At 70.1% G+C, this 21,252-nt stretch carries 18 protein-coding genes; 8 read left to right on the top strand and 10 right to left on the bottom strand.

The annotated features are described in order from the left end of the window. Positions 1-14: 14 nt before the first annotated feature. Positions 15-2,957, bottom strand: a complete 2,943-nt coding sequence (locus ACPW96_RS14070; protein WP_425883819.1) for a Na+/H+ antiporter subunit A — start codon at positions 2,955-2,957, stop codon at positions 15-17. Positions 2,958-3,030: 73 nt separating this feature from the next. After that, the gene (locus tag ACPW96_RS14065) at positions 3,031-4,086 is read right to left on the bottom strand and encodes a LacI family DNA-binding transcriptional regulator (RefSeq protein WP_425883817.1); all 1,056 of its coding nucleotides are present in this window, start codon (positions 4,084-4,086) and stop codon (positions 3,031-3,033) included. Between the two features lie 89 nt (positions 4,087-4,175). On the opposite strand from ACPW96_RS14065, the gene ACPW96_RS14060 reads away from it, so the two are divergent. The 5 genes from ACPW96_RS14060 to ACPW96_RS14040 all read left to right on the top strand — a co-directional run bounded on the left by ACPW96_RS14060 (position 4,176) and on the right by ACPW96_RS14040 (position 10,601). After that, complete coding sequence (locus ACPW96_RS14060; RefSeq protein WP_425822161.1) at positions 4,176-5,426, top strand: MFS transporter; 1,251 nt, start codon at positions 4,176-4,178, stop codon at positions 5,424-5,426. A gap of 337 nt (positions 5,427-5,763) precedes the next feature. Then, on the top strand, positions 5,764-6,459 hold the full coding sequence (gene nucS, locus ACPW96_RS14055; protein ID WP_425883815.1) for an endonuclease NucS: 696 nt from the start codon (positions 5,764-5,766) through the stop codon (positions 6,457-6,459). A gap of 89 nt (positions 6,460-6,548) precedes the next feature. Further along, positions 6,549-7,229, top strand: a complete 681-nt coding sequence (locus tag ACPW96_RS14050) for an HAD hydrolase-like protein (protein ID WP_425822165.1) — start codon at positions 6,549-6,551, stop codon at positions 7,227-7,229. After that, the gene (locus tag ACPW96_RS14045; RefSeq protein WP_425883813.1) at positions 7,226-8,479 is read left to right on the top strand and encodes a hypothetical protein; all 1,254 of its coding nucleotides are present in this window, start codon (positions 7,226-7,228) and stop codon (positions 8,477-8,479) included. The genes ACPW96_RS14050 and ACPW96_RS14045 overlap by 4 nt, the downstream gene beginning before the upstream one ends. 37 nt (positions 8,480-8,516) lie before the next feature. Then, positions 8,517-10,601, top strand: a complete 2,085-nt coding sequence (locus tag ACPW96_RS14040; protein WP_425822169.1) for a bifunctional lysylphosphatidylglycerol flippase/synthetase MprF — start codon at positions 8,517-8,519, stop codon at positions 10,599-10,601. A 143-nt stretch (positions 10,602-10,744) separates the two neighbouring features. On the opposite strand, the gene ACPW96_RS14035 is transcribed toward ACPW96_RS14040, so the two are convergent. Further along, positions 10,745-10,948, bottom strand: a complete 204-nt coding sequence (locus tag ACPW96_RS14035; protein WP_425822171.1) for a cold-shock protein — start codon at positions 10,946-10,948, stop codon at positions 10,745-10,747. Positions 10,949-11,262: 314 nt separating this feature from the next. On the opposite strand from ACPW96_RS14035, the gene ACPW96_RS14030 reads away from it, so the two are divergent. The 3 genes from ACPW96_RS14030 to ACPW96_RS14020 all read left to right on the top strand — a co-directional run bounded on the left by ACPW96_RS14030 (position 11,263) and on the right by ACPW96_RS14020 (position 13,563). After that, positions 11,263-11,907, top strand: coding sequence for a GntR family transcriptional regulator (locus ACPW96_RS14030; RefSeq protein WP_425822173.1), 645 nt, complete (start codon positions 11,263-11,265; stop codon positions 11,905-11,907). Positions 11,908-11,923: 16 nt separating this feature from the next. Further along, positions 11,924-12,412 carry a GNAT family N-acetyltransferase gene (locus ACPW96_RS14025; protein WP_425822175.1) on the top strand — a complete coding sequence of 163 codons (489 nt, stop codon included), beginning with the start codon at positions 11,924-11,926 and terminating at the stop codon, positions 12,410-12,412. Positions 12,413-12,480: 68 nt separating this feature from the next. Further along, positions 12,481-13,563 carry a DMT family transporter gene (locus tag ACPW96_RS14020; protein ID WP_425883812.1) on the top strand — a complete coding sequence of 361 codons (1,083 nt, stop codon included), beginning with the start codon at positions 12,481-12,483 and terminating at the stop codon, positions 13,561-13,563. Between the two features lie 30 nt (positions 13,564-13,593). On the opposite strand, the gene ACPW96_RS14015 is transcribed toward ACPW96_RS14020, so the two are convergent. The 7 genes from ACPW96_RS14015 to ACPW96_RS13985 form a co-directional block, all read right to left on the bottom strand. Beyond that, complete coding sequence (locus ACPW96_RS14015; protein ID WP_425883810.1) at positions 13,594-14,358, bottom strand: class I SAM-dependent methyltransferase; 765 nt, start codon at positions 14,356-14,358, stop codon at positions 13,594-13,596. A 10-nt stretch (positions 14,359-14,368) separates the two neighbouring features. Further along, positions 14,369-15,295 (bottom strand): aldose 1-epimerase family protein, encoded by a 927-nt coding sequence (locus ACPW96_RS14010; RefSeq protein WP_425822181.1) that lies wholly within the window; start codon positions 15,293-15,295, stop codon positions 14,369-14,371. 4 nt (positions 15,296-15,299) lie between these two features. Continuing rightward, positions 15,300-16,316 (bottom strand): LacI family DNA-binding transcriptional regulator, encoded by a 1,017-nt coding sequence (locus ACPW96_RS14005; RefSeq protein ID WP_425883808.1) that lies wholly within the window; start codon positions 16,314-16,316, stop codon positions 15,300-15,302. 70 nt (positions 16,317-16,386) lie between these two features. Next, positions 16,387-17,430, bottom strand: a complete 1,044-nt coding sequence (gene yjfF / locus ACPW96_RS14000) for a galactofuranose ABC transporter, permease protein YjfF (RefSeq protein WP_425883806.1) — start codon at positions 17,428-17,430, stop codon at positions 16,387-16,389. Positions 17,431-17,461: 31 nt separating this feature from the next. Beyond that, entirely contained in the window at positions 17,462-18,508 is a 1,047-nt protein-coding gene (locus ACPW96_RS13995; protein ID WP_425883804.1) for an ABC transporter permease, read from the bottom strand. After that, on the bottom strand, positions 18,505-20,052 hold the full coding sequence (locus tag ACPW96_RS13990) for a sugar ABC transporter ATP-binding protein (protein WP_425822189.1): 1,548 nt from the start codon (positions 20,050-20,052) through the stop codon (positions 18,505-18,507). The genes ACPW96_RS13995 and ACPW96_RS13990 overlap by 4 nt, the downstream gene beginning before the upstream one ends. 147 nt (positions 20,053-20,199) lie before the next feature. After that, on the bottom strand, positions 20,200-21,204 hold the full coding sequence (locus ACPW96_RS13985) for an ABC transporter substrate-binding protein (RefSeq protein WP_425883802.1): 1,005 nt from the start codon (positions 21,202-21,204) through the stop codon (positions 20,200-20,202). Between the last annotated feature and the right edge of the window lie 48 nt (positions 21,205-21,252).

The following is a 21,252-nucleotide window of genomic DNA, read 5'->3' as shown; positions in this document are numbered from 1 at the left end:
CGACGCGGTCTTCATCAGATGCTCACCCCCTTCGAGCGCAGTTCCTGAGCCTGGCGATCGACCTCCGCACCGAGGCTGCGCAGCACGTCGAGCACGAGCCCGATGACCACCAGATAGACGCCGATGTCGAACAGCGTCGACGTGACGAACTCGACATGACCGAGCACGGGCACGTCGGCCTCGAAGTAGGTGCTGGTCAGCGGCGCCGACCCGAAGAAGAGCGGAACGATCGCGCACGCCACCGCGATCGTCATACCGACGCCCAGCAGGGTGCCCGCGTCGCTCGGGGCCGCGACGCCGAGCTCGTAGCGGCCGCCCGCGATGTAGCGCATCACAAGTGCCATGCCGGCGACGAGTCCGCCGGCGAAGCCGCCGCCCGGCAGGTTGTGACCGGCGAAGAGCAGGTAGATCGACACCACGATGATCGTGTGGAAGAGCACGCGGACGATGACCTCGAGCAGGATCGAGCGGTTCTCCGGACGCATCCGCTGCCCGCCGAGCAGCCACGCGCGGGGGCTGTCGCTGTTGTCGGAGGTCTGAAGGCGCACACCGTCGGTGGTCTCCACCAGCGGGCGCCGACGGGTCGTGCGGCTCTTGGTCTTGGGCAGCGGCTGAGTCGCCGCCGGCAGGCTTCCGGAGCGATGGGTCACGAACACGAGCGAGGCGACGCCGGTCGCGGCGAGGATCAGCACCGACAGCTCGCCCATGGTGTCCCAGCCGCGCAGGTCGACGAGCGCCACGTTCACGACGTTCCGCCCGTGCCCCACCTCGTAGGCGAGTTGGGGGAAGCGGTCCGAAATGGGTTCGGCCACCCTCGCTCCGGTGGCGACGATCGCCACGAGCGCCATGGTGACGCCGACGCCGATGCCGAGCACCGCGCGGGCGATAGGCCATACCGACGCGTTGTGCTCGCCCATCCGAGCGGGAAGGCGGCGCAGCACGAGAGCGAACGCCACGAGGGTCACGGTCTCGACGAGCACCTGGGTCAGCGCCAGATCCGGCGCGCCGCTCGTCGCGAACAGAAGGACCATGCCGATGCCGGTCACCGAGACCAGCACGACGCCCGTGTAGCGCTTGGTGGCGCGCACCGCGAAGATCCCCGCGGCGATCATGAGGGGCGCCACCACCAGCTGCATGGGCGTCTGCCACGGCTCCAGGTTCGCGATCCAGTTCCCGCCGGCGACCAGCGCCGTCGCCTCGGCCGCGACCAGCACGACGAAGATCGTGCCCACGTACACCGGCAGCGAACCGCGCTGGGTGAAGGTCGTCGTCAGCACGGAGAGGCGGTCGACGCCCTTCAGGGCGAGGTTGTAGGCGTCCGCGGCGGTGAAGCGCAGCATCCGGGGCCCGGTGTCCCAGCCCGTCGCCCGCGTGAGCCAGAAGATGCCCACGCCGAGCACGAGCGTGATCAGCGACACCAGCAGCGCGGGCTCGATGCCGTGCCAGAGGGCCAGGTGATAGGTCTCGGCGGGTGGGGCGACCTCCGGCGTCGACTCCGGCGCCGTGTCGGCGTACGGGGTGAAGACCGTGTCGAGGAACGGCGCGGCGATTCCCGCGACGACCGTGAGGCCCGCGAGCACGACCGGAGCGCCGAGGAACCCGAGAGGCGGATCCGGCCACGCGGTGACCGGGAGCGGCCGTCTATCGGCATCCTTCTTCGTCGCGAAGGCTCCCCAGACGAAGCGGATGCCGTACGCCATCGTCAGCGCGGACCCGATCGCCGATCCGATGAAGGCGACCCAGCCCCAGGCCGAACCCCCGAAGGCCTCGTACATCAGCGCGGTGAAGACGCCCTCCTTCGCGACGAAGCCGACGGTGGGCGGGATGCCGGCCATCGATGCCACGGCGATGATGGAGAAGGTCGCCATCACGGGCGCCTGCCGGCCCACACCGCTGAGCTCGTCGATGTCCCGGGTCGAGAGCTGACGGTCGATCACGCCGACCACGAGGAACAGCGCCGACTTGAACAGCGCGTGGCTCAGGAGCAGAGCCAGACCGGCCAGCGCGGCATCGCGCGTCCCGAATCCGAGGACCACCGTGAGGAACCCGAGCTGGCTGACCGTGCCGAAGGCCAGCACCCGCTTCAGGTCGGTCTCCCGCAGCGCCTGGATGCCCCCGAGCAGCATCGTGAAGACGCCCAGGCCGATCACGATCGGCCGCCATGGACCGGCATCCGCGAACGCCGGTGCGAGCCGCGCGAGCAGGTAGATCCCCGCCTTCACCATCGCGGCCGCATGCAGGTACGCGCTCACCGGAGTCGGAGCGGCCATCGCGCCCGGCAGCCAGAAGTGGAACGGGAAGATGGCCGACTTGCTGAGCGCCCCGACGAGGAGCAGCACCAGGGCCGCGTCGACGATCGTGCCGGTCGGCGGGTCGGCGAGGATCGTCGAGATGCTCGAGGTGCCGGCCGCGACGACCATCAGCACGACACCGATCAGCATCACCAGGCCGCCGAGCGTCGTCACGAGCAGGGCCTGCAGCGCGGCGCGGCGACTGCCCGCGCGGCGGTGGTAGTACCCGATCAGCAGGTAGGAGAGGACGCTCGTGACCTCCCAGAACATCACGAGCACGACCAGGTCGTCGGTCAGGACCAATCCGTACATGGCGCCCGCGAACGCCAGCAGCACGGCCGAGAACTGGCCGAGTCCCTCGTACTTGTCCCGGAAGTACCACCGGCAGTAGAGCATCACGAGCGCGCCGACGCCGGTGACGATGAGCGCCAGCAGCCAGCTCAGCGTGTCCATGCGCATGGACAGCTCGATGCCGAGCGGCGGGATCCAGTCGTATGACTCGAACGGAATGTTTCCGGCGAGGATGTCCGTCGTCTGGGCCGCGGTATGGATGAACGCGGCGATCGGCAGCACGGCCGCGAGGTAGAACGCCCGGGCGCCGAGCCTGCTCACGAGCCACGGAAGGGCGAGCGGCGCCAGCGCGAACGCACCAAGCAGGAGCAGCATCGGCTTCTCCTCTGGCTCGTCGGCCGGGGACGGCTCAGGCGGGCGGCTGTGATTCCAGTCTACCGGGGAGCGCTCAGGGCACGGGGCCGCTGGTGTTGCCCTCACGGAAGCTGCACTCGAACAGGATCGTCTCGACATCCGCGCCCGCCAGCATCCGGGAGACCGCATCGCCGGCCGCCCGGCCCTTCTCCACGGCGGGCTGCACGAGGGTGGTGAGTTCGTAGGGAGCCAGCCCGTCGACCTGTATTCCGTCGAACCCGGTCACGCTGAGATGCTCGGGAACCCGCAGCCCCGCCTCCTCGGCGGCGCGGATGACGCCGGCGGCCAGCAGGTCGCTCTGCGCGATGATCGCGGTGGGACGCGGGCGCATCGCCAGCAGCGCACGCGCCGCCGACAGCCCCTCGTCGATGGAGCTCGCCGCGGCCGACACCGCGGGGGCGTCCGGATAGACGTCCCGCGCCCCCGCCAGGCGCTCGATCGTGACGGCGACCGTTGCGTTCGCCAGCCGGTCATCCGTCACCGGTCCGCGTTCGCGCTGCGCGTCGAGCGGCAGGGCGACGATGCCGACGTCCTCGTGACCAAGCGCCCGCAGGTGGCTGGCCGCCTGACGCTGCGCCTCGCGGTTGTCCAGGTGGATCTGCGGGATGCCGGGGCCGGCGTCGCCTTCGATGACCACGACCGGGATGCCGCGTGACTGCACGATGTCGAGGGACTCCCTGAGGCGCCCGCTGCAGCCCACGAGCACGACGGCATCGAGCGGCGCGCTGCCTAGGCTCGCCCCGCCGCCTTCGGCGCCGACCCCCTGATCGTCCCGCAGAAGCAGCAGGCCGGCCCCGAGCGGTGCAACGGCGTCGGTCAGCCCGTCCATCAGCGCCGTCTTCACCGGATCGAGGAACGCGGCGCGCAGATGCTCTTCGAAGACGACGCCCACGATGCCGCTGCGTCCGGTGCGCAGCGACGCGGCTCTGGGGTCGGGTCCGGAGTAGCCGAGGGCCGCCGCGGCATCCAGCACCCGCTTTCGCGTCGCCTCGGAGACGGCGGTCTTGCCGCTGAAGACGACGGACGCGGTCGACGGAGACACGTTGGCGCTGCGCGCCACGTCGGCGATCGTGGCTCTTCTGCTGCCCATCGGCACCTCCCTCCAACGAATCGTACGCGGTCCGAGGGATTTGATCGAATCGATTCGATAACGGACGGCCGAATCAGTACTCTTGTCGCATGGACGTCGTTCTCACCCCCGCGCAGCTCACCCGCTGGCGCCTCGCCGTGTTCGCCATCTTCCTCGCGAGCGGCCTGAGCATCGCGACATGGGCATCACGCGTCCCGGCGATCAAGATCACCCTCGGCGTCGACAACATCCAGATCGGCCTCATGCTGCTGGGCGCGGGGATCGCATCCATCGTCGGCCTCTCGCTCGCTCCGCTCGTGCTGGCCCGGTTCGGGGCCCGCCGGGGCATGCTCGTCGCGATCCTGGTCTTCGCGGTCGGCGTCGCCGTCATCGGCGTGGGCACGGATGTCGCCCAGTCGTTCGTGGTGGTGGTGCTCGGCCTGGTGATGTTCGGGCTCGGCAACGGCGCGGTCGACGTCATGATGAACGTCGAGGGCGCCGCGATCGAGAAGCAGACCGGAAAGACGATCCTGCCGCTGTTCCACGCCTTCTTCAGCTTCGGCACCGTGATCGGTGCGGGGCTCGGAGCGCTCGCTGCGGCGTGGGGCATCAACGTGCTCCTGCACACGTCCCTGATGTCGGTCGCCATCGTCGTGATCGGATTCGTCACCTTCGCGAACGTGCCGTCGCGGGACATCGCGATGGATGTCGATGCCGAAGCGGACAAGCCGCACTGGCGCGACCGCCTGCACACGTCTCTGGCCGCGTGGCGGGAGCCCCGCACCTACGCGCTGGGCGTGATCATGCTGGGCATGGCGTTCGCGGAGGGCGGCGCGAACGACTGGCTCGCGCTCGGCATGGTCGAGGGCCACGGCTCGGATCAGGCCATCGGTGCGCTCGGCCTCACGGTCTTCTCGGTGAGCATGACGGTCGTCCGCGTGCTCGGCGGGCCGCTGGTCGACCGGTTCGGCCGCGTCGCGACGCTCCGGGTGCTCGCCGCGACCGCCGCCGTCGGCCTGCTGCTGTTCATCCTCGCTCCGACGGTCCCGCTCGTCTTCGTCGGCGCGGCGCTCTGGGGAGCCGGAGTCTCGCTCGGGTTCCCGCTCGGCATGTCGGCCGCCGCGGACGACCCGCTCAAGGCCGCCGCGCGCGTGAGCGCCGCCGCGACCATCGGCTACATCTCGTTCCTCTGCGGCCCGCCGATCCTCGGGTTCATCAGCGAGCAGATCGGGCTGCTGAACACCCTGTACATCCTCGTCGCGCTGATCGTGGCATCCGGGCTCGCATCGGGCGCGGCCAAGCCCCTTCCCGGCTCGAACGTCGGCGCCGGCCACCCCCGCGAGCACTCGTCCTCGCACTGACCCGGCGGCCCCGACCTCCGTTCGGGTTCGGGGCGCAAACCCACGTTCCGGGGCGCATCCCGCGCGCCCCGAGGGAAGCCACGGGCCCCAAACCCGCCAGTGAAACGGCCGAGTCCCAACGGTCACGCGGCGAGGCGTGGCCTACGGGAGGAGATCCGGCTTGGGGAGGGCGAATTCTTAGGTGATCCTCCTCCCGAGGCGGGATCTCCTCCCGAAGCACGGCCGCGCGCCCCGAGGGAGGAAATCCGCCCCAAACCCGGGTGGGGACCGAGGGGCGATCCGCGGGACAGCCACCGACTCGTCCGCGTGCCGTCTCGGCGCGGGTAGGCTCGTCGCCGTGCGCCTCGTCATTGCCCGCTGCTCCGTCGACTACGCCGGGCGCCTCAACGCGCACCTGCCGCTGGCGACCCGGCTGCTGGTGCACAAGGGCGACGGCAGCCTGCTCGTGCACTCCGACGGCGGCAGCTACAAGCCTCTGAACTGGATGAGCCCGCCCTGCCGCCTGACGGTCGAGCAGCCCGACGAGAACCTCGTCAGCGCCGGCGTCGTCGAGGTCTGGAGGGTCGTTCACCAGAAGACCGGCGACGCGCTCACCGTCCGGCTGCACGAGGTGCTGCACGATTCCGACCACGAGCTCGGCATCGACCCCGGCCTGCAGAAGGATGGGGTGGAGGCCGATCTGCAGCGCCTGCTCGCCGAGCAGGTCGACCTGCTCGGCGACGGCGTCACCCTCGTGCGGCGCGAGTACCCGACCGCGATCGGCCCCGTCGACCTGCTCGTGCGGGATGCTGAAGGGGCCGCCATCGCCGTGGAGGTGAAGCGCCGCGGCGACATCGACGGCGTCGAGCAGCTCACGCGATACCTCGAGCTGCTCGGCCGCGACCCGCATCTCGCTCCTGTCCGCGGGGTCTTCGCGGCCCAGGAGATCAAACCCCAGGCCCGCGTGCTGGCCGCCGATCGCGGTATCCGGTGCCTCACTCTGGACTACGACGAGATGAAGGGGATCGACTCCGGGGTGCCCCGGCTCTTCTGATCCCCACGCCGAGCTTGCGCGGCATCGCCCCGCGCGGGCGGGCACCGTACCGAAGTTTCGCGCACGCGCCGCGCCCGTAGGGTAGACGCATGTCGCCGCGCTCACCCTGGTCCGCCGTCCTCTGGGACGTCGACGGCACGATCGTGGATGCCTCCGACGGCATCCTGCGCCGGCTCACCATCACGCTCGAGCACTTCGGCCGCCGGGCGCCGATCCGCGACGAGCTCGCGCACTGGATCGGCCCGCCGATGTACGAGTCGTTCCAGGCGCAGGGCGGCATGACTCCCGACGAGGCCAATGAGGCGGTCGCCTTCTACCGGGTACTCGGCCGCGGCGATGGCTACACGACGGGAGCCAAGCTCTACCCCGGCGTGAGCGATCTCATCGCGCGCCTGCACGCGGCGGGTGTTCCGCAGGCGACGGCGAGTTCCAAGCCCGAGGTGCAGGTGCGGGCGCTGCTCGACCATTTCGAGCTGACTCCCTCGTTCACGGCCATCGTGGGCGCGACGCTCGATGAGAAGACGCTCAGCGCGAAGAGCGACATCGTCGCCGAGGCGCTCCGGCAGCTGCGGGCGGCGGATGTCGACACCAGCCGCAGCGTGCTGATCGGCGATCGCCACCACGACATCGAGGGGGCGGCGGCGAACGGGCTGCCGACGATCTTCGTGCGGTGGGGCTTCAGCTGGCCCCATGAGGCGGATGCCGCGCAGCGGGCGGTCGAGAACGTCGACGAGCTGGCCCAGCTGCTGCTCGTCGGGAATGCCGAATGAACGAGGCCCTCGTCGCCCTCGTCCCGTCCGTCGTCGTGTTCGGGGCGACGGCCGCCGTGGTCGCGCTCGTTGCCTGGACGGTGCGCCGCTCTCGCCGCGGTCCGCGAGCCCGGGCGGCGGCGGAGGCCGAGCGCGCCACCGCGGGGTCTGCGCTCGTCGCACTCGATGACGCCGTGGCGCAGCTCGACCTGGAGGTGGGCCTCTCGGGCGCCCTCTACGGCGGTGAGGATGCCGCGACCCTTCGCCGCGCCCGCATGAGCGCGCAGCACGCGCGCGACCAGGCGTTCCACGAGTACCGCGACATCTCGGCGCCCGACGTGCCGCCGCCGGTCGTCACGCGCACGGCCGAGCGCATCCGCACCCGATCGCAGAAGGCCCTCGCCGCGATCGCGGCGGCACGCGGCGCACATGACCAGTGGATGAGCGCCCACGTCTCCGCGCCCGCGCAGGTGGCGTCGGCCACGGCTCGGCTCGAGGAGCTCCGCGAGACGATGGGCGACCCGGCCGCGCTCGTGCAGCAGCTTTCCACGCGCTTCGAGGAGTCCGAGTGGCGGCCGGCCGCGGATGCCGCACGCGCGGCCGTCGCCGGCGCGGACGAAGCGCAGCGCCTGCTCGCCTCGGCCGCCGCGCGCTCCCAGGATCCCACCCGATCGGCGCTCCCCGAACTGGCCGCCGCGGAGCGTGCGTTGCGCACCGCGCAGTCCGAGGCGAATGCGCTCGAGGAGGCTCACCGCCTCGTCACCCAGGCCGCGGCCGCTGTGCCGGAAGAGCTCGCGTCGGCGCGGGCCGCCGTTCACCAGGCCGTCACGGTGCGCGACGGGCTCGAGCCGTCGGCCGCCGACCGCCTCGGTGTCGCCATCCGAGCGGCGGACGATGCCCTCGCGCAGATCGAGAAGGATGCCGCCAGGCGTCCCACCGCCGCAATCTCGGCCCTCGCTCGCATGCGCGACCGCCTGGACCTCGCCCTCGGTGATGCGCGGACGGCGCAGCAGCGGCTTCGCGGAGCCCGGACGGCCCTGCCCGGAACGCTCGCCGCCGCCCGCGGAGCGATCGCCCGGGCGGAGTCATCCATCTCGCACGCCACCGCGAGCGCCGACGCCCGGGTTCGCCTCGCCTCCGCCGAGGACGCCCTGGCCGCCGCACGGCAGAGCGGGGATCCGGTGCAGGCGCTCGACTCCGCTCGCCTGGCGATCCGGCATGCCGAGGATGCCCAGGCGCTCGCGGACTTCGCGAAGAGAAGCGCCCGCTGACCTGACGCCGGAACGCCGCGGCCTCTAACCTGATGCCATGACGGCACCGCCAGCGATCCAGACCGAGAGTTCTGCCGGCCGCAGTCGCCCGATCGCCACGGTCGTCCGGCGCATCCCCGCGACGCTCTCCGTCGTGGCCGTGCTTCTGGTCGTCGGGGTGGTCAGCCAAGGCCTTTGGCGCCCCTTCGAAGCGCAGCCGGCGTTCGACGCAGTGGCCTACGGCCTGCCGGCTCTCGAGGCCGGCCGCTGGTGGACACCGGTCACCGGCACGTTCTTCGTCGTGCAGCCGTGGGTCTTCATCCCCACGCTGCTCAGCTTCGCCGGAATGGCGTACCTCGAACATCGCCGGGGTTCCCGCGTCGCGCTGCTCTACTTCGGAATCGGACAGCTCTTCGCGATCTTTGCGGCCGCCGCCTTCCTGATGGTCGGGCGGCTCCTGCCGTGGCCGTGGGCGATCGAGCTCTCGCAGGCACTGGATGTCGGCCCGTCCGGCGGCACGATGGCGTGCATCGCCGCCGCGGTGGGGCTGCTCGCGGCCCCGTGGCGGCAGCGCGGCTGGGTGCTCGTCTTCGTCTACGGCGCGATCAGCCTGCTCTTCCTCGGTGACCTCGCCGACCTCGAGCACGCCATCGCGATCCTGCTCGTGCTGGCCGTCGACAGGTCGTTCCGCATCCAGCGCACGACGATCCGTGAGCAGCGCCTGCTCGCCTTCGCCGGCATCCTCGCCCTCGGCGCGATCCAGATCCTCACCCTGCTCATCCCGACGGACGGACCGTTCGGACCCACCGAGCCGCTCGCGGGGCCCTGGATCGACGTCGCCATCGACACCGTCATCATCCTGCTCGTCGCGACCGGCCTTCGGCGCGGCCGACGCTGGGCGTGGCTCGCGTCGCTCTTATGGATGGCGCTCAGCGTGCTCGCGGTCACGCTTCTCCTCGTGCTGCTCGTCGCCGACGCGGCAGGGGTCGCGGACGCGCTCGGAGATATCGACGTGACTCTGGGAAGCACGTCGCTGAGTGTCGCCTTTTTCGTCTACCTGCTGGCTACGCGGCGCGCCTTCGGGGCGCGGCGTCGTCGTCCGCTGGCGCCGGGCGCACCACCGACAGCGGACGAGGTGCGCTCACTGATCAGGACCGAGGGCGGCGGCACCCTGTCGTGGATGTCGACGTGGGAGGGCATGCAATACCTCCGCACCTCGACCGGCATCGTCCCCTTCCAGACGCACGCCACCGTGGCGATCGTGCTCGCCGATCCGCTGGGACCGGCTGAGGGCATCAGGGACTCCGTCGCCGAGTTCATCGCCGCGACCGAGGCTCAGGGGCTGATTCCCTGCTTCTTCAGCGCGAGCGCCGCGACGCGCGATGCCGTGCCGGACGGATGGCGCGACCTCGTCGTCGCCGACGACACGATCGTCGACCTGCCGGGCCTCACCTTCCAGGGCAAGGCGTGGTCGAAGGTGCGACAGGCGTTCAGCCGCGCCGAGAGGGAGGGAATGATCTTCCGCGTCACAACGCTGGCCGCCGAGCCGTGGGGCATCCGCCAGCAGCTGCGCGCGATCTCGGAATCGTGGGTCGGCGACAAAGGACTCCCCGAGATGCGCTTCACGCTCGGCACCCTCGAAGAGGCGGAGGATCCCGATGTGCGGCTCGCTCTCGCCATCTCGCCGCAGGGGGATGTGGACGGGTTCCTGAGCTGGCTGCCGGTCTTCGGCCCGGGCGGTTCGCCGCGGGGCTGGACGCTCGACCTCATGCGCCGGCGCGATGGCGGCTTCCCGGCGGTCATGGAGTTCCTGATCGGCACGTCGGCGCGCACGTTCCGCGACGAGGGCGCACAGATCATGTCGCTCTCGGGAGCCCCGCTGGCCCATCAGACCGAGCCCGATGCCGGCGCGATCGCTTCCCTGCTCGAGCAGCTGTCGTCATCCCTCGAGCCGGTCTACGGCTTCAAGAGCCTCCACCAGTTCAAGACGAAGTTCAACCCGCGCTACGAGCCGATCTACCTGCTCTACCGCGACGAGGGCGACCTCTCCCGCATCGCGGCGGGACTCACGAGGGCCTTCCTGCCGGATGCCACCCTGCGGCAGTTCGCGGCGGCGGGGGTGGATCTGCTTCGCGGTCGCTGAGACCGGCCGCGGGCGCGCGAAAGCCGCCCGTGCCCCGGTCGATGGAGATCGTCCGGACGGGCGGCTGAGCCGCTGCGCCGTGAGGCGGCTGCGCCGTGTTCTGAGACGTGCGACCCGGGGCACAGGGCACCGGGTGCGGCTGCCTAGAGGGGGCGGATGTTCTCGGCCTGCAGGCCCTTCGGGCCTTGAGCCGTGTCGAACTCGACGCGCTGGTTCTCCTCGAGCGCGCGGTAGCCGCTCGACTGGATCGCCGTGTAGTGGGCGAAGACGTCGGCTCCACCCTCGTCAGGGGAGATGAAGCCGAAGCCCTTCTCCGCGTTGAACCACTTGACAGTGCCCTGAGTCATTCCATGCCTTCTTTGGGGGTGCGCGAAGCTTCGCGACGCGCGGTACATCGACGATTTCCACGGTAGTGGAGCGCGCAGTCCACCGGAACGGACGCGTGAAAGATGGTGACACAAATGTTGCACGCCGATATCCGTTCGACGCCCGGGCCGAGTGCGAGCACTGCGAAGCCCGGGCGTCGACGTATCCCCCCGGATAGGTCACGCGAGGCGTGACCGGGCTACTCTACCGATATATCAGTGCCGGCGGGACAGGAATGCGTCGGGAGTGGGCGCCAGGTGGACTCACGGACTTCCGCCGTAGACTCTCCTCGGCCATGAGCACCGACGACCTCCTCTCCCCGCGCGTACCGCGCACAGCGATGCTGGGCGATGAGATCTACACGATCCTCGGCCAGGCCATCCGTGACGGGCGGCTCACCCCCGGCCAGCGCGTGCGCGACGTCGAACTGGCGGCCGCGCTCGGCGTCTCGCGCACCCCGGTGCGAGAGGCCCTGCAGCGCCTTGCGCGCATCGGTCTCGTCGAGGTGTCCGCGAATCGCTACACCCGCGTGTCCGTGCCGGATGAGCGGGTGCTCGCCGATACCTACGAGTACCTCATCTATGCGATGGGGTTCGGCCTGCGGATGTCGCTCGCCCGGTGCACCGACGCCGAACTCGCCGAGGCCGTGGCGCTCGTCGACGGCATGATCGAGGCATCCGCCGCCGGCGACATCAGATCGCTCGCAACCGCCAGCCAGGCGTTCTATCAGCAGATCAGCCTGACGACCGGCAACTCGGTCTTCCTCAAGATCATGCGCGAGGCCGGGCCGGCGTTCCAGCGCAATCTCGACACCTGGCGGCCGGTGCGCATCGACCCTCGGGATCGCACCGCGTCGTACTGTGAGCTGCGCGACGCGGTCGCGGCGCGCGATGGGGCAGAGGCCGAGCGCGTGATCCGCGCCCAGCACGAGATCCGCTGAACCGCGTATCGTGGCGATGGTGGGCCACGTCGAACTGAGAGCCGTCGACGACGATGACGTCGACGCGATCTTCGAGATGATGCGCGACCGCGAGGCGGTCGAGCTGGCCGCGTTCACGGCGGACGATCCGGATGACCGCGGCGCCTTCGACGAGTGGATGACGCGGCACAGGACCTCACCGGATGTGTCGATGTTCACCATCACCGAGCGCGGCGGGTTCGCCGGCACGGCCGCCACCTTCACCGTCGATGGCGACCGCGAGGTCACGTTCTGGATCGCACGGCACGCGTGGGGACGAGGCGTCGCGACCGGCGCCGTGCGGCTGCTCGTCTCCCGGGAGGCCGTGCGGCCGCTGTTCGCCCGGGTGGCCGCCCACAACCTCGCGGCTCAGGCCGTGCTTCGCAGGCTGAGCTTCACCGAGGTTTCGCGGGACTGGGCGTACGCCCCGAGCCTCGGGCGCGAGATCGAGGAGATCGTCTTCACCCTCGTGCCCGTGCTGGAGTAGCCCGCCCGGGCCCCCGGTCGGCGGACCGCGTCTCCCGCGGTCGCGGATCGCGGTGGGAGAATGAGTGGATGCTGGGGGCTGCTCTGAAGAACCGCGGCGTCCAGGCCGCGCTCGTATCCGCGCTGCTCTTCGGTGCCGGAACCCCGTTCGCGAAGCTCCTGCTCGGCGACATCAGCCCCTGGCTGCTTGCCGGGCTGCTCTACTGCGGCTCGGGCGTCGGCCTGGGGCTTCTCCGACTGGTCCGCCGCGCGCCGCGCGTGCGCCTGGGTCGAGGGGAGCTGCTGCCGCTCGCCGGTGCCGTCCTCACCGGCGGCGTCGTCGCCCCGGTGCTGCTGATGGTCGGACTCTCGAACATGCCGGCCTCCGGCGCGTCGCTCCTGCTGAATGCGGAGGGCGTGTTCACCGCAGTGCTGGCATGGTTCGTCTTCCGCGAGAACGTCGATCGCCGCGTCGCCCTGGGCATGCTGGCCATCGTCGCCGGAGCGGTTCTGATCAGCATCCCCGAAGGCGCCGAGCTCGGCAGCGCTTGGCCGGCGCTGGCGGTGCTCGGCGCATGCCTCTGCTGGGGACTGGACAACAACCTCACCCGCATGATCGCGCTGAACGACGCCACGTGGCTCGCCGCGGTCAAGGGGCTGGTCGCGGGTCCGGTGAACCTGGTTCTGGCGTTCGCCCTCGGCGCCTCGCTGCCAGGAACGGGAAGCCTCGCGGCCGCGATGATCGTCGGGTTCTTCGCGTACGGCGTCAGCCTCGCCCTCTTCATCGTGGGGATGAGACATGTAGGAACCGCCCGGGCGGGCGCATACTTCTCGGTCGCGCCGTTCTTCGGCGCGCTGCTCGCCATCCTTCTCGGTGAGCCGGTGACCTGGCAGCTCCTGGCCGCGGGACTTCTCATGGCGCTCGGAGTCTGGCTGCATCTCACCGAGCGGCACGGGCACGCGCACACGCACGACGCCCAGGTGCACGAGCACTGGCACACGCACGATGAGCATCATCGGCACGAGCATGACGAACCCGTCGCCGCAGGAACATGGCACACCCACGAACACGGTCACGAGCGGCTCACCCACACGCACGAGCACTATCCCGACGCGCACCACCGGCACATGCACGAGCTCCCGCACGCCCGGGCGCGCAGACGCGCCCAGTGAGCCGCGAGCAGCCCTGAAGACGTGAAGACGTCAGGCCGTGCCCTTCGCCGCCCACGCGACCGCGTCGATGCGGAACGGGCCGTCCGGCAGCAGCTCCGCGCAGCGGCGGCGCACCGCCTCCCGTGTCTGCGCGTCGAGGCGAGCGAGCTGCGCGCCCGCCGGGCCCACTCCGAGCGTGTACGGCTCCCACCAGTCCGCGAATGACGCGAACTCGACGGAGACCGACAGCTCGGACTGCTCGACGCCCGCGCATCCGGCCCCGGTCAACAGGGCGGCGAGATCCCCGCGCCGGGCTCCCGCCCGGGTCACCTCGTCGTCGACATCCGGCATCACGTCCCGCAGGGCGCGGAAGAACAGGGACTGCGGCGCCCGTTGATTCTGGAAGTCCCAGACGTTCGCCGCCACCACGCCGCCCGGCCGTGTCACGCGGCGCATCTCGCCGATCCCCGCCGCGGGATCGGACATGAAGTGGACGACGAGCTGGGCGAAGGCCGCCTCGAAGGAGCCGTCCTCGAACGCCAGCGCTTCGGCGGACGCCTCCAGGACCCGCACGCCCGGCATCCGCTCTCGAGCCGCCGCGACGAACTGCGGGGACGGATCGACGGCCGTGACGGATGCCGCGCCCAGGCGCGCGGCGAGCACCTCGGTCAGCGCACCGGGACCACAGCCCACGTCGAGCGCCGAGACTGCGGCATCCGCACCCGTGAACGCCCACTCCACGAAAGCACCGCCGAGCGGTCTCGAGAACCGCCCCATGAACCGGTCGTAGGCCGTCGCCGCCACCTCGAACGACATGGCCCGGAGTCTACGCCGCGGTCACCGCGGAGATGGTCCAGGATGCCGCGTGCGCGACACCGGGCTCGAGCACGATGAGGTCGGTGCCCGAGTTGAAGGCATCCGGCGGGCACGTCATCGGCTCGACGGCGAGGCCGATGCGGTTGCCGGGGTTTCCCGGGCGATCCGCCGTGTGGATCTGCACCCAGGTGCACGCCGCGCCCCACGACATCTCGACGCCGGAACCGTCGGCCGCCAGAACCCGCACGGTGGCGCGGCCATCCGGCGAGCGCCGCAGCCCCGTGAAGGCGTGGTCGATCTCGACCGAGCCGATCTGCGCGCGTGTGCGGAAGTCGAAGTCGGGGTGCGAATCGACGGGCTCGACCGCCACCGGCAGCAGCCGGTCGGGTGTGACGGTGAGCACCTCGTCGGCGGGGTGCTCGAGCAGCCAGTCATCCACCTTGCCGGGACCGGCGACCAGGTAGGGGTGGGGTCCGGTGCCGTATGGTGCCGGGACACTCCCGACGTTGGTCGCCGTCACCGTCTGTGTGAGGCCCCTGGCGTCGAGCGCGAACGACACGTCGACGCGCACGGGGAAGGGGTACGCCGTCTGGGCCTGGATCACGGCCGAGAGGGTCACGGCATCCGGCGACTTGTCGATCGCCTCGAAGTCGAGCCAGCCGGCCAGACCGTGGATGGCGTTGTGCCGCGCCGGCTCGCTGAGGGGCAGCTGGTAGTCCGTGCCGCCGAAGGAGTAGCGGCCGTCGGCGATGCGGTTCGGCCAGGGTGCGAGCGTCAGGCCCCGGGAGGCGGGGCGCACCTCGTCGGCCTCGAAGGGCACCACGAGGTCGCGCTCGTGGTGGCGCAGGCTGCGCAGCGTGGCGCCGACGCTCGCGATGACGGCGGAGTAGTCGCCGGAGCGGATGGTGTGCTGGGTGCCGGAGAGGGGGATCGTCACGGTGTCATGCCTTTCTGGTGCTGGATCGCACAATCAGCTCGGGGACGCGCGAGGGAACGGGCGCATCCGACTCTTCATCCTGCAGCATCACGAGCACTGCGCTCATGGCGTCTCTTCCCAGCGCCTCGAAATCCTGGCGCATCGTGGTCAACGGCGGTCGGAAGTGACCGGCCTCCGGGATGTCGTCGAATCCTACGACGCTGACGTCGTCCGGCACACGCAGGGATGCCTCGTCGAGCGCGTGGTAGAGGCCGAGGGCCATCTGATCGTTCGAGACGAAGATCGCCTCCGGGCGCCCGGCGGCCAGGAGCGCCTTGCCGATCTGGTAGCCGGATTCCGGCGACCAGTCGCCGAAGCGCGGGTCCGGCACGGGCAGTCCCTCTTCCGTCAGCCGGTCGCGCCAGCCCCGCATCCGCTCCTCCGCATCCATCGAACCCGGCGGGCCGGCGATGTGACGGATGTCGCGGTGCCCCAGTTCGAGCAGGTGGCCGACCGCGATCCGCGCGCCCTCGTACTGGTCGAGGGTCACGCGATGGGCGCGTCCCCGCTCCTCGGAGGCGACGACGACCAGCGGAACGCCCAGTTCCCACCCGTCGAAGGCGTCGAACGTCGAGCGCTCGGCGGCCACGAGCACGATCGCCTCGACGTTCTGGCGGATCAGCATCTCGGCGGCCGAGCGCAGGCTGGCGGCCTCGCGGTCGGCGGGACTGACCGTGATCACCGCGTACTTTGCGTCGCTCGCCGCCTCACCGAGGTGCAGCACGACGCTCGACGGCCCGAAGTCCGGGAGGCCCGTCGAGACGAGGCCGATGGTCCGCGAGCGCCGCGTGACGAGTGCGCGAGCGGCCTGCGAAGGCACGTAGCGCAGCTGCCGGATGGCCTGCTCCACCCGCTGCCGGGTCGCCGGCCGCACGTTCGGCAGGTCGTTGAGCACGCGGGAGACGGTCTGGTGCGACACGCCGGCGAGGCGTGCCACGTCGAAGATCGTCGCGACGCGCGTCCGCTCTCCGCCTGTGCTCACCTGGTCCGCCGGCCCCCCTAGGGCGCGCCCCTGCGCGACCGTCACCCCATTATCCCGAGTGGCATGCCCTTCACCTGCGCCTGGCGGTCAGCGCGCGCTGCAGGATGATGAAGACCAGCAGCAGCCCTCCGATGAAGATCTTGGTCCACCACGACGACAGCGTGCCCTCGAAGGTGATGATCGTCTGGATGAGGCCCAGCACGAGCACGCCCAGCACCGAGCCCAGCACGAAGCCGTAGCCGCCGGTCAGCAGTGTGCCGCCGATCACCACGGCGGCGATGGCGTCGAGTTCCGTGCCGATCGCGGTGAGCGGGTAGCCGGACAGCGTGTAGAAGGTGAAGAGCACGCCCGCAAGCCCCGAGCAGAAGCCGCTGATCACATAGACGAGCACCTTGGTGCGCGAGACGGGAAGGCCCATCAGCATTCCGCTCTGCTCGCTGCCGCCGATCGCGTACACGGTGCGGCCGAACCTGGTCTTGTGCAGCACCCACACCGCGACGGCCACCACGAGGATCGCGATGATCACGCTCGCCGTGATGGACAGTGTTCCACCGAGTGGGATGCGCGTCGTGGCGAGGGCGATGAACGCGGGGTCGGTGATCGAGATCGAGCTCTGGCTGATGACGTAACAGAGCCCGCGCGCGAGGAACATCGCCGCGAGCGTGGCGATGAACGGCTGCACCTTGAAGACGTGGATCATCAGCCCGACGAGAAGACCCAGCGTGCTGGTCAGCACGAGGATGAGCGGGATGACGACGGCCGGCGCCCAGCCGGCCTGCAGCAGGCTCGCGACGATCATCGTGCTCAAGGCGACCACCGCCCCCACGCTGAGGTCGATGCCGCCCGTCAGGATGACGAAGGTCATGCCGACGGCGAGCACGATGAGGTAGGCGTTGTCGACGAACAGGTTGAGCAGCACCTGGCCCGAGAAGAAGCCCGTGTAGCGCAGACCGCCCGCGACGAAGACGGCGGTGAAGAGGACGGCGGTGACCGTCACCGGTCCGTACTTGGGACTCAGCAGCGTGCGGCGCACGGCTCTGGTCCAGCGGCGCGTGGGCGAGGCGACCGGGCGGACGGGCGCGGGCGCCTGGGGCGATGATGTCGTCGTGGTCATGAGGCCACCGAGTTCACGAGGGTCGCCGTGATCATGAGGTCACCGGAGCCTTTCCGGCTCGTGCCGCGAGCCTTCGTCGGAACGAGGCCAGCGCGTCGTTCGTCGTGGGCGACTGCAGCAGGCACACGGCCGTCACCACCGCGGCCTTGAAGACCATCGTCGCGATCGGCGGGATGCCGACCGTGTAGACGGTCGTCACCAGCGTCTGGATGACCAGGGCCCCGATGAGCGTGCCGGCGAGCGAGTATCGGCCGCCCGCGAGGGAGGTGCCGCCGATCACAACCGCGAGGATCGCGTCGAGCTCGATGAACAGTCCCGTGCTGTTGGCGTCGGCGGCCGTCGTGTTCGCGGTGAGGATGAGCCCCGCGATGCCGGCGCAGAACGCGGAGAAGGTGTACACGGCGAAGAGCAGGCCGCGGGCACGCACGCCCGCCTGCCGGCTCGCCTCCGGGTTGATGCCGACCGACTCGATCAGCATCCCGAGGGCGGTGCGGCGGGTGAGAACGGCCGCGACGGCGAAGATGACGGCGGCGATGATCACGGCGATCGGGATCCCGCCCCAGAAGCCGGAGCCGAGCGCCTTGAACGGAGGGCTGTCGACGGTGAGGATCTGGCCCTCCGTGATGAGCATGGCGATGCCACGACCGGCCGTCATCAGGATCAGCGTGGCGATGATCGGCTGGATGCCGACGACGGCGATCAGCAGGCCGTTCCACAGCCCGAGCACGAGCGAGATGACGAGGGCGGTCGCGATCGCGACGGCCACCGTGGCCGGGTTGCTCGGATCGGGTGAGCCGAGCAGGATGCTGCAGGCCACCGCCCCCGAGATCGCGCACACCGCGCCGACCGACAGGTCGATGCCGCGGGTGGCGATCACCAGAGTCATGCCCACGGCGACGATCAGCGTCGGAGCACCGTTGCGGAGGATGTCGATGAGGCTGCCGTAGAGGTTGCCGTCGCGGATCGAGACGGTGAAGAAGCCCGGAAAGGCGATCACGTTGATCGTGAACAGCACCAGCAGCATCACCACGGGCCAGAAGAGGCGGCTTGCCACCATGCGTGCGGCGAGGGCGCTCATGCCACGTCTCCCGTCAGGTCATCCTCGTCGGAGCCCTCGGCGATGAGCGCGAGGAGCGTGTCGACGGTGAGGTTCTCGTTGGGAAGGTCGGCGACCATGCGGCGATCGCGCATCACGGCGATGCGGTGGCTGACGCGCAGCACCTCCTCGAGTTCGGCCGAGATGTACACGACCGACATCCCGTTCTCGGCGAGGCTGAAGACGAGCTTCTGGATCTCGGCCTTCGCGCCGATGTCGATGCCGCGCGTCGGCTCGTCGAGGATCAGAAGCCGCGGTGCGATCGCCAGCCATCGGGCGAGCAGCACCTTCTGCTGGTTGCCGCCGGAGAGGTTGCGCAGCAGCGCGTTCGGGTTGGCCGGCTTGATGTTCAGTGCCTGGATGTAGCTCTGCGCGAGCTCCTCCTGGCGTCGCTTCGGGATGGGCCGGAACCACCCGCGATCCGCCTGCAGCGCCAGCACGATGTTGTCCCGCACGGTGAGCTCATCGACCACCCCTTCGGCGCGGCGGTTCTCCGACGAGAACGCGACCCGCCGGGCAAGGGCCTGCCGGGGTGTGCGCAGGCGCTTGCGCTCGCCGGCGAAGCTCAGCTGGCCGCTGTCGGCGCGGTCTATGCCGCCCAGCAGGCGGGCCACCTCGGTGCGCCCTGAGCCGAGCAGCCCGGCGAATCCGACGACCTCGCCCTCGTGGATGACCAGATCGAAAGGCTCGACAGCACCCTTGCGGCCGACATCCTTCGCCCGCAGGTACACCGAGGCGTCGTCCTCGTCGGCGTTGGATTCCCGCACGCGCTGCTCGAGATCCTCGAGGGTGGCGATCTCCTTGCCGATCATCTTCTGCACCAGGTCGATGCGCAGCAGCTGCTCGGTGCGGTACTCGCCGACGAGGCGCCCGTTGCGCAGCACCGTCAGCCGGTCGGCGATCTCGTACACCTGGTCGAGGAAGTGCGAGACGAAGAGAATGGCGACGCCGCTCTCCTTGAGGGAGCGGATGACGCGGAACAGTTCGGCGACCTCCTCGGCGTCGAGGCTGGAGGTCGGCTCATCGAGGATCAGCACGCGCGCGTCGATGTTGGTGGCCCGGGCGATCGCGACGAGCTGCTGAATGGCCAGCGAGTGATCGCCCAGCAGCGATCCGGGGTCGATGTCCAGGCCCATGCCGCTCAGCAGCTCGGTCGCTCGCAGCCGCATGGCCCGTCCGTCGATCGAGCCGAATCGGCGCGGCTCGCGGCCGAGCATGATGTTCTCGGCGACCGAGAGGTTGGGCAGGAGGTTGACCTCCTGATACACGGTGCTGATGCCGGCGTCCTGAGCCTGAGCAGGGCCGTGGAACGACACCTGCGTGCCGTCCACGGTGATGGTGCCCTCATCGCAGGAGTACACGCCGGTCAGGGCCTTGATGAGAGTGGACTTGCCGGCGCCGTTCTCGCCCATCAGCGAGTGGACCTCGCCGGGGAACATCCGGAAGTCGACGCCCTCGAGCGCTTTCACTCCCGGAAAGGAGATGGTGATCCCGGTCATCTCCACGAGGGGTGATGGCGCAGTCATGGTGACCTCTTCGTCGTTATGGGCAGGGCGTTCGCGCGGATGTGGTGGCATCCCCGGCGTGTCGAGCGTAGGGGTGGGTGCGCGCCCTCGGGCACGCACCCACCGCGCCCGCGGATGCGGCGCTGTCGCTCAGTATGGGGCTGTCGCTCAGTACTGGCGGTCGGGGAGGGCCTCGACAGCCTGCTCCTGGGTGAAGGTCGTCTCTTCCGTGATGATCCGCTTGTCGACGGAGCCGCCTTCGTTCAGCGTCTTGATGATGTCGACGAGCTGCGCACCGAGCAGCGGCGAGCACTCCACGATGAAGTTGATCTTGCCGTCGGCGAGGGCCTGCATGCCGTCCTTGACCGCGTCGATCGTGACGATCTTGATGTCCTGCCCCGGTACCAGGCCGGCCGCCTCGATCGCCTCGATGGCGCCCAGGCCCATGTCGTCGTTGTGGGCGTACACGAGATCGACGTCGGGGTTCGACTTGAGCAGCGCTTCCATGACCTGCTTGCCGCCTGCGCGGGTGAAGTCACCTGTCTGGCTCGCGACGACCTCGAACTTCGGATCCTCTCCGATCACTTCTGCGAACCCCTCGGCCCGGTCGATCGCGGGTGCGGAGCCGGTGGTGCCCTCGAGCTGGATGATCTTGACGGAGTCCGCATCGGCGAACTCCTCGACCACCCAGTCGCCGGCCTTCTGGCCCTCGACGACGAAGTCCGAGCCGAGGAACGACTCGTAGAGCGAGTCGTCGGCGCTGTCGACGGCGCGGTCGGTGAGGATGACGGGGATGCCGGCGGCCTTGGCCTCGTTGAGCACCGCGTCCCACCCGCTCTCCACGACCGGCGAGAAGGCGATGTAGTCGACCTGCTGCTGGATGTAGGAGCGGATCGCCTTGATCTGGTTCTCCTGCTTCTGCTGCGCATCCGAGAACTTGAGCTCGATGCCCGCCTCTTCGAACGCCGACTGGATGTCGGTGGTGTTGGCGGTGCGCCATCCACTCTCCGCGCCGACCTGGGCGAAGCCGACCACGAGGTCTTCGATCGGCTTGGGGCCCGAGCCGCCGTCGGTCTCGGCGCCGCCACCGGCGCCTGCCCCGCCGCTCGCGCAGCCGGCGAGCCCGATCAGCAGGGCACCGACCGCCGCAACGGAAATGAGCTTCTTGTTCATTCGTGAACCTCCTTGTCCAAGTCCGGCGGGGCCGCGTGCTGTTGAGTG

This window comes from Micromonospora sp. DT81.3, from assembly GCF_049847225.1.
Classification (GTDB): Bacteria; Actinomycetota; Actinomycetes; order Actinomycetales; family Microbacteriaceae; genus Microbacterium.
Note: the sequence above shows the minus strand (reverse complement) of the source record. Positions and strands in the feature narration are given on the sequence as shown.

What these genes read in the sequence shown, in the direction of transcription:
- ACPW96_RS14070 (WP_425883819.1), bottom strand. Translation starts at nt 2,957, where the DNA reads ATGCTGCTCCTGCTTGGTGCGTTCGCGCTGGCGCCGCTCGCCCTTCCG.
- ACPW96_RS14065 (WP_425883817.1), bottom strand. Translation starts at nt 4,086, where the DNA reads ATGGGCAGCAGAAGAGCCACGATCGCCGACGTGGCGCGCAGCGCCAAC.
- ACPW96_RS14060 (WP_425822161.1), top strand. Translation starts at nt 4,176, where the DNA reads ATGGACGTCGTTCTCACCCCCGCGCAGCTCACCCGCTGGCGCCTCGCC.
- ACPW96_RS14050 (WP_425822165.1), top strand. Translation starts at nt 6,549, where the DNA reads ATGTCGCCGCGCTCACCCTGGTCCGCCGTCCTCTGGGACGTCGACGGC.
- ACPW96_RS14045 (WP_425883813.1), top strand. Translation starts at nt 7,226, where the DNA reads ATGAACGAGGCCCTCGTCGCCCTCGTCCCGTCCGTCGTCGTGTTCGGG.
- ACPW96_RS14040 (WP_425822169.1), top strand. Translation starts at nt 8,517, where the DNA reads ATGACGGCACCGCCAGCGATCCAGACCGAGAGTTCTGCCGGCCGCAGT.
- ACPW96_RS14035 (WP_425822171.1), bottom strand. Translation starts at nt 10,948, where the DNA reads ATGACTCAGGGCACTGTCAAGTGGTTCAACGCGGAGAAGGGCTTCGGC.
- ACPW96_RS14030 (WP_425822173.1), top strand. Translation starts at nt 11,263, where the DNA reads ATGAGCACCGACGACCTCCTCTCCCCGCGCGTACCGCGCACAGCGATG.
- ACPW96_RS14025 (WP_425822175.1), top strand. Translation starts at nt 11,924, where the DNA reads ATGGTGGGCCACGTCGAACTGAGAGCCGTCGACGACGATGACGTCGAC.
- ACPW96_RS14020 (WP_425883812.1), top strand. Translation starts at nt 12,481, where the DNA reads ATGCTGGGGGCTGCTCTGAAGAACCGCGGCGTCCAGGCCGCGCTCGTA.
- ACPW96_RS14015 (WP_425883810.1), bottom strand. Translation starts at nt 14,358, where the DNA reads ATGTCGTTCGAGGTGGCGGCGACGGCCTACGACCGGTTCATGGGGCGG.
- yjfF (WP_425883806.1), bottom strand. Translation starts at nt 17,430, where the DNA reads ATGACCACGACGACATCATCGCCCCAGGCGCCCGCGCCCGTCCGCCCG.
- ACPW96_RS13995 (WP_425883804.1), bottom strand. Translation starts at nt 18,508, where the DNA reads ATGAGCGCCCTCGCCGCACGCATGGTGGCAAGCCGCCTCTTCTGGCCC.
- ACPW96_RS13990 (WP_425822189.1), bottom strand. Translation starts at nt 20,052, where the DNA reads ATGACTGCGCCATCACCCCTCGTGGAGATGACCGGGATCACCATCTCC.
- ACPW96_RS13985 (WP_425883802.1), bottom strand. Translation starts at nt 21,204, where the DNA reads ATGAACAAGAAGCTCATTTCCGTTGCGGCGGTCGGTGCCCTGCTGATC.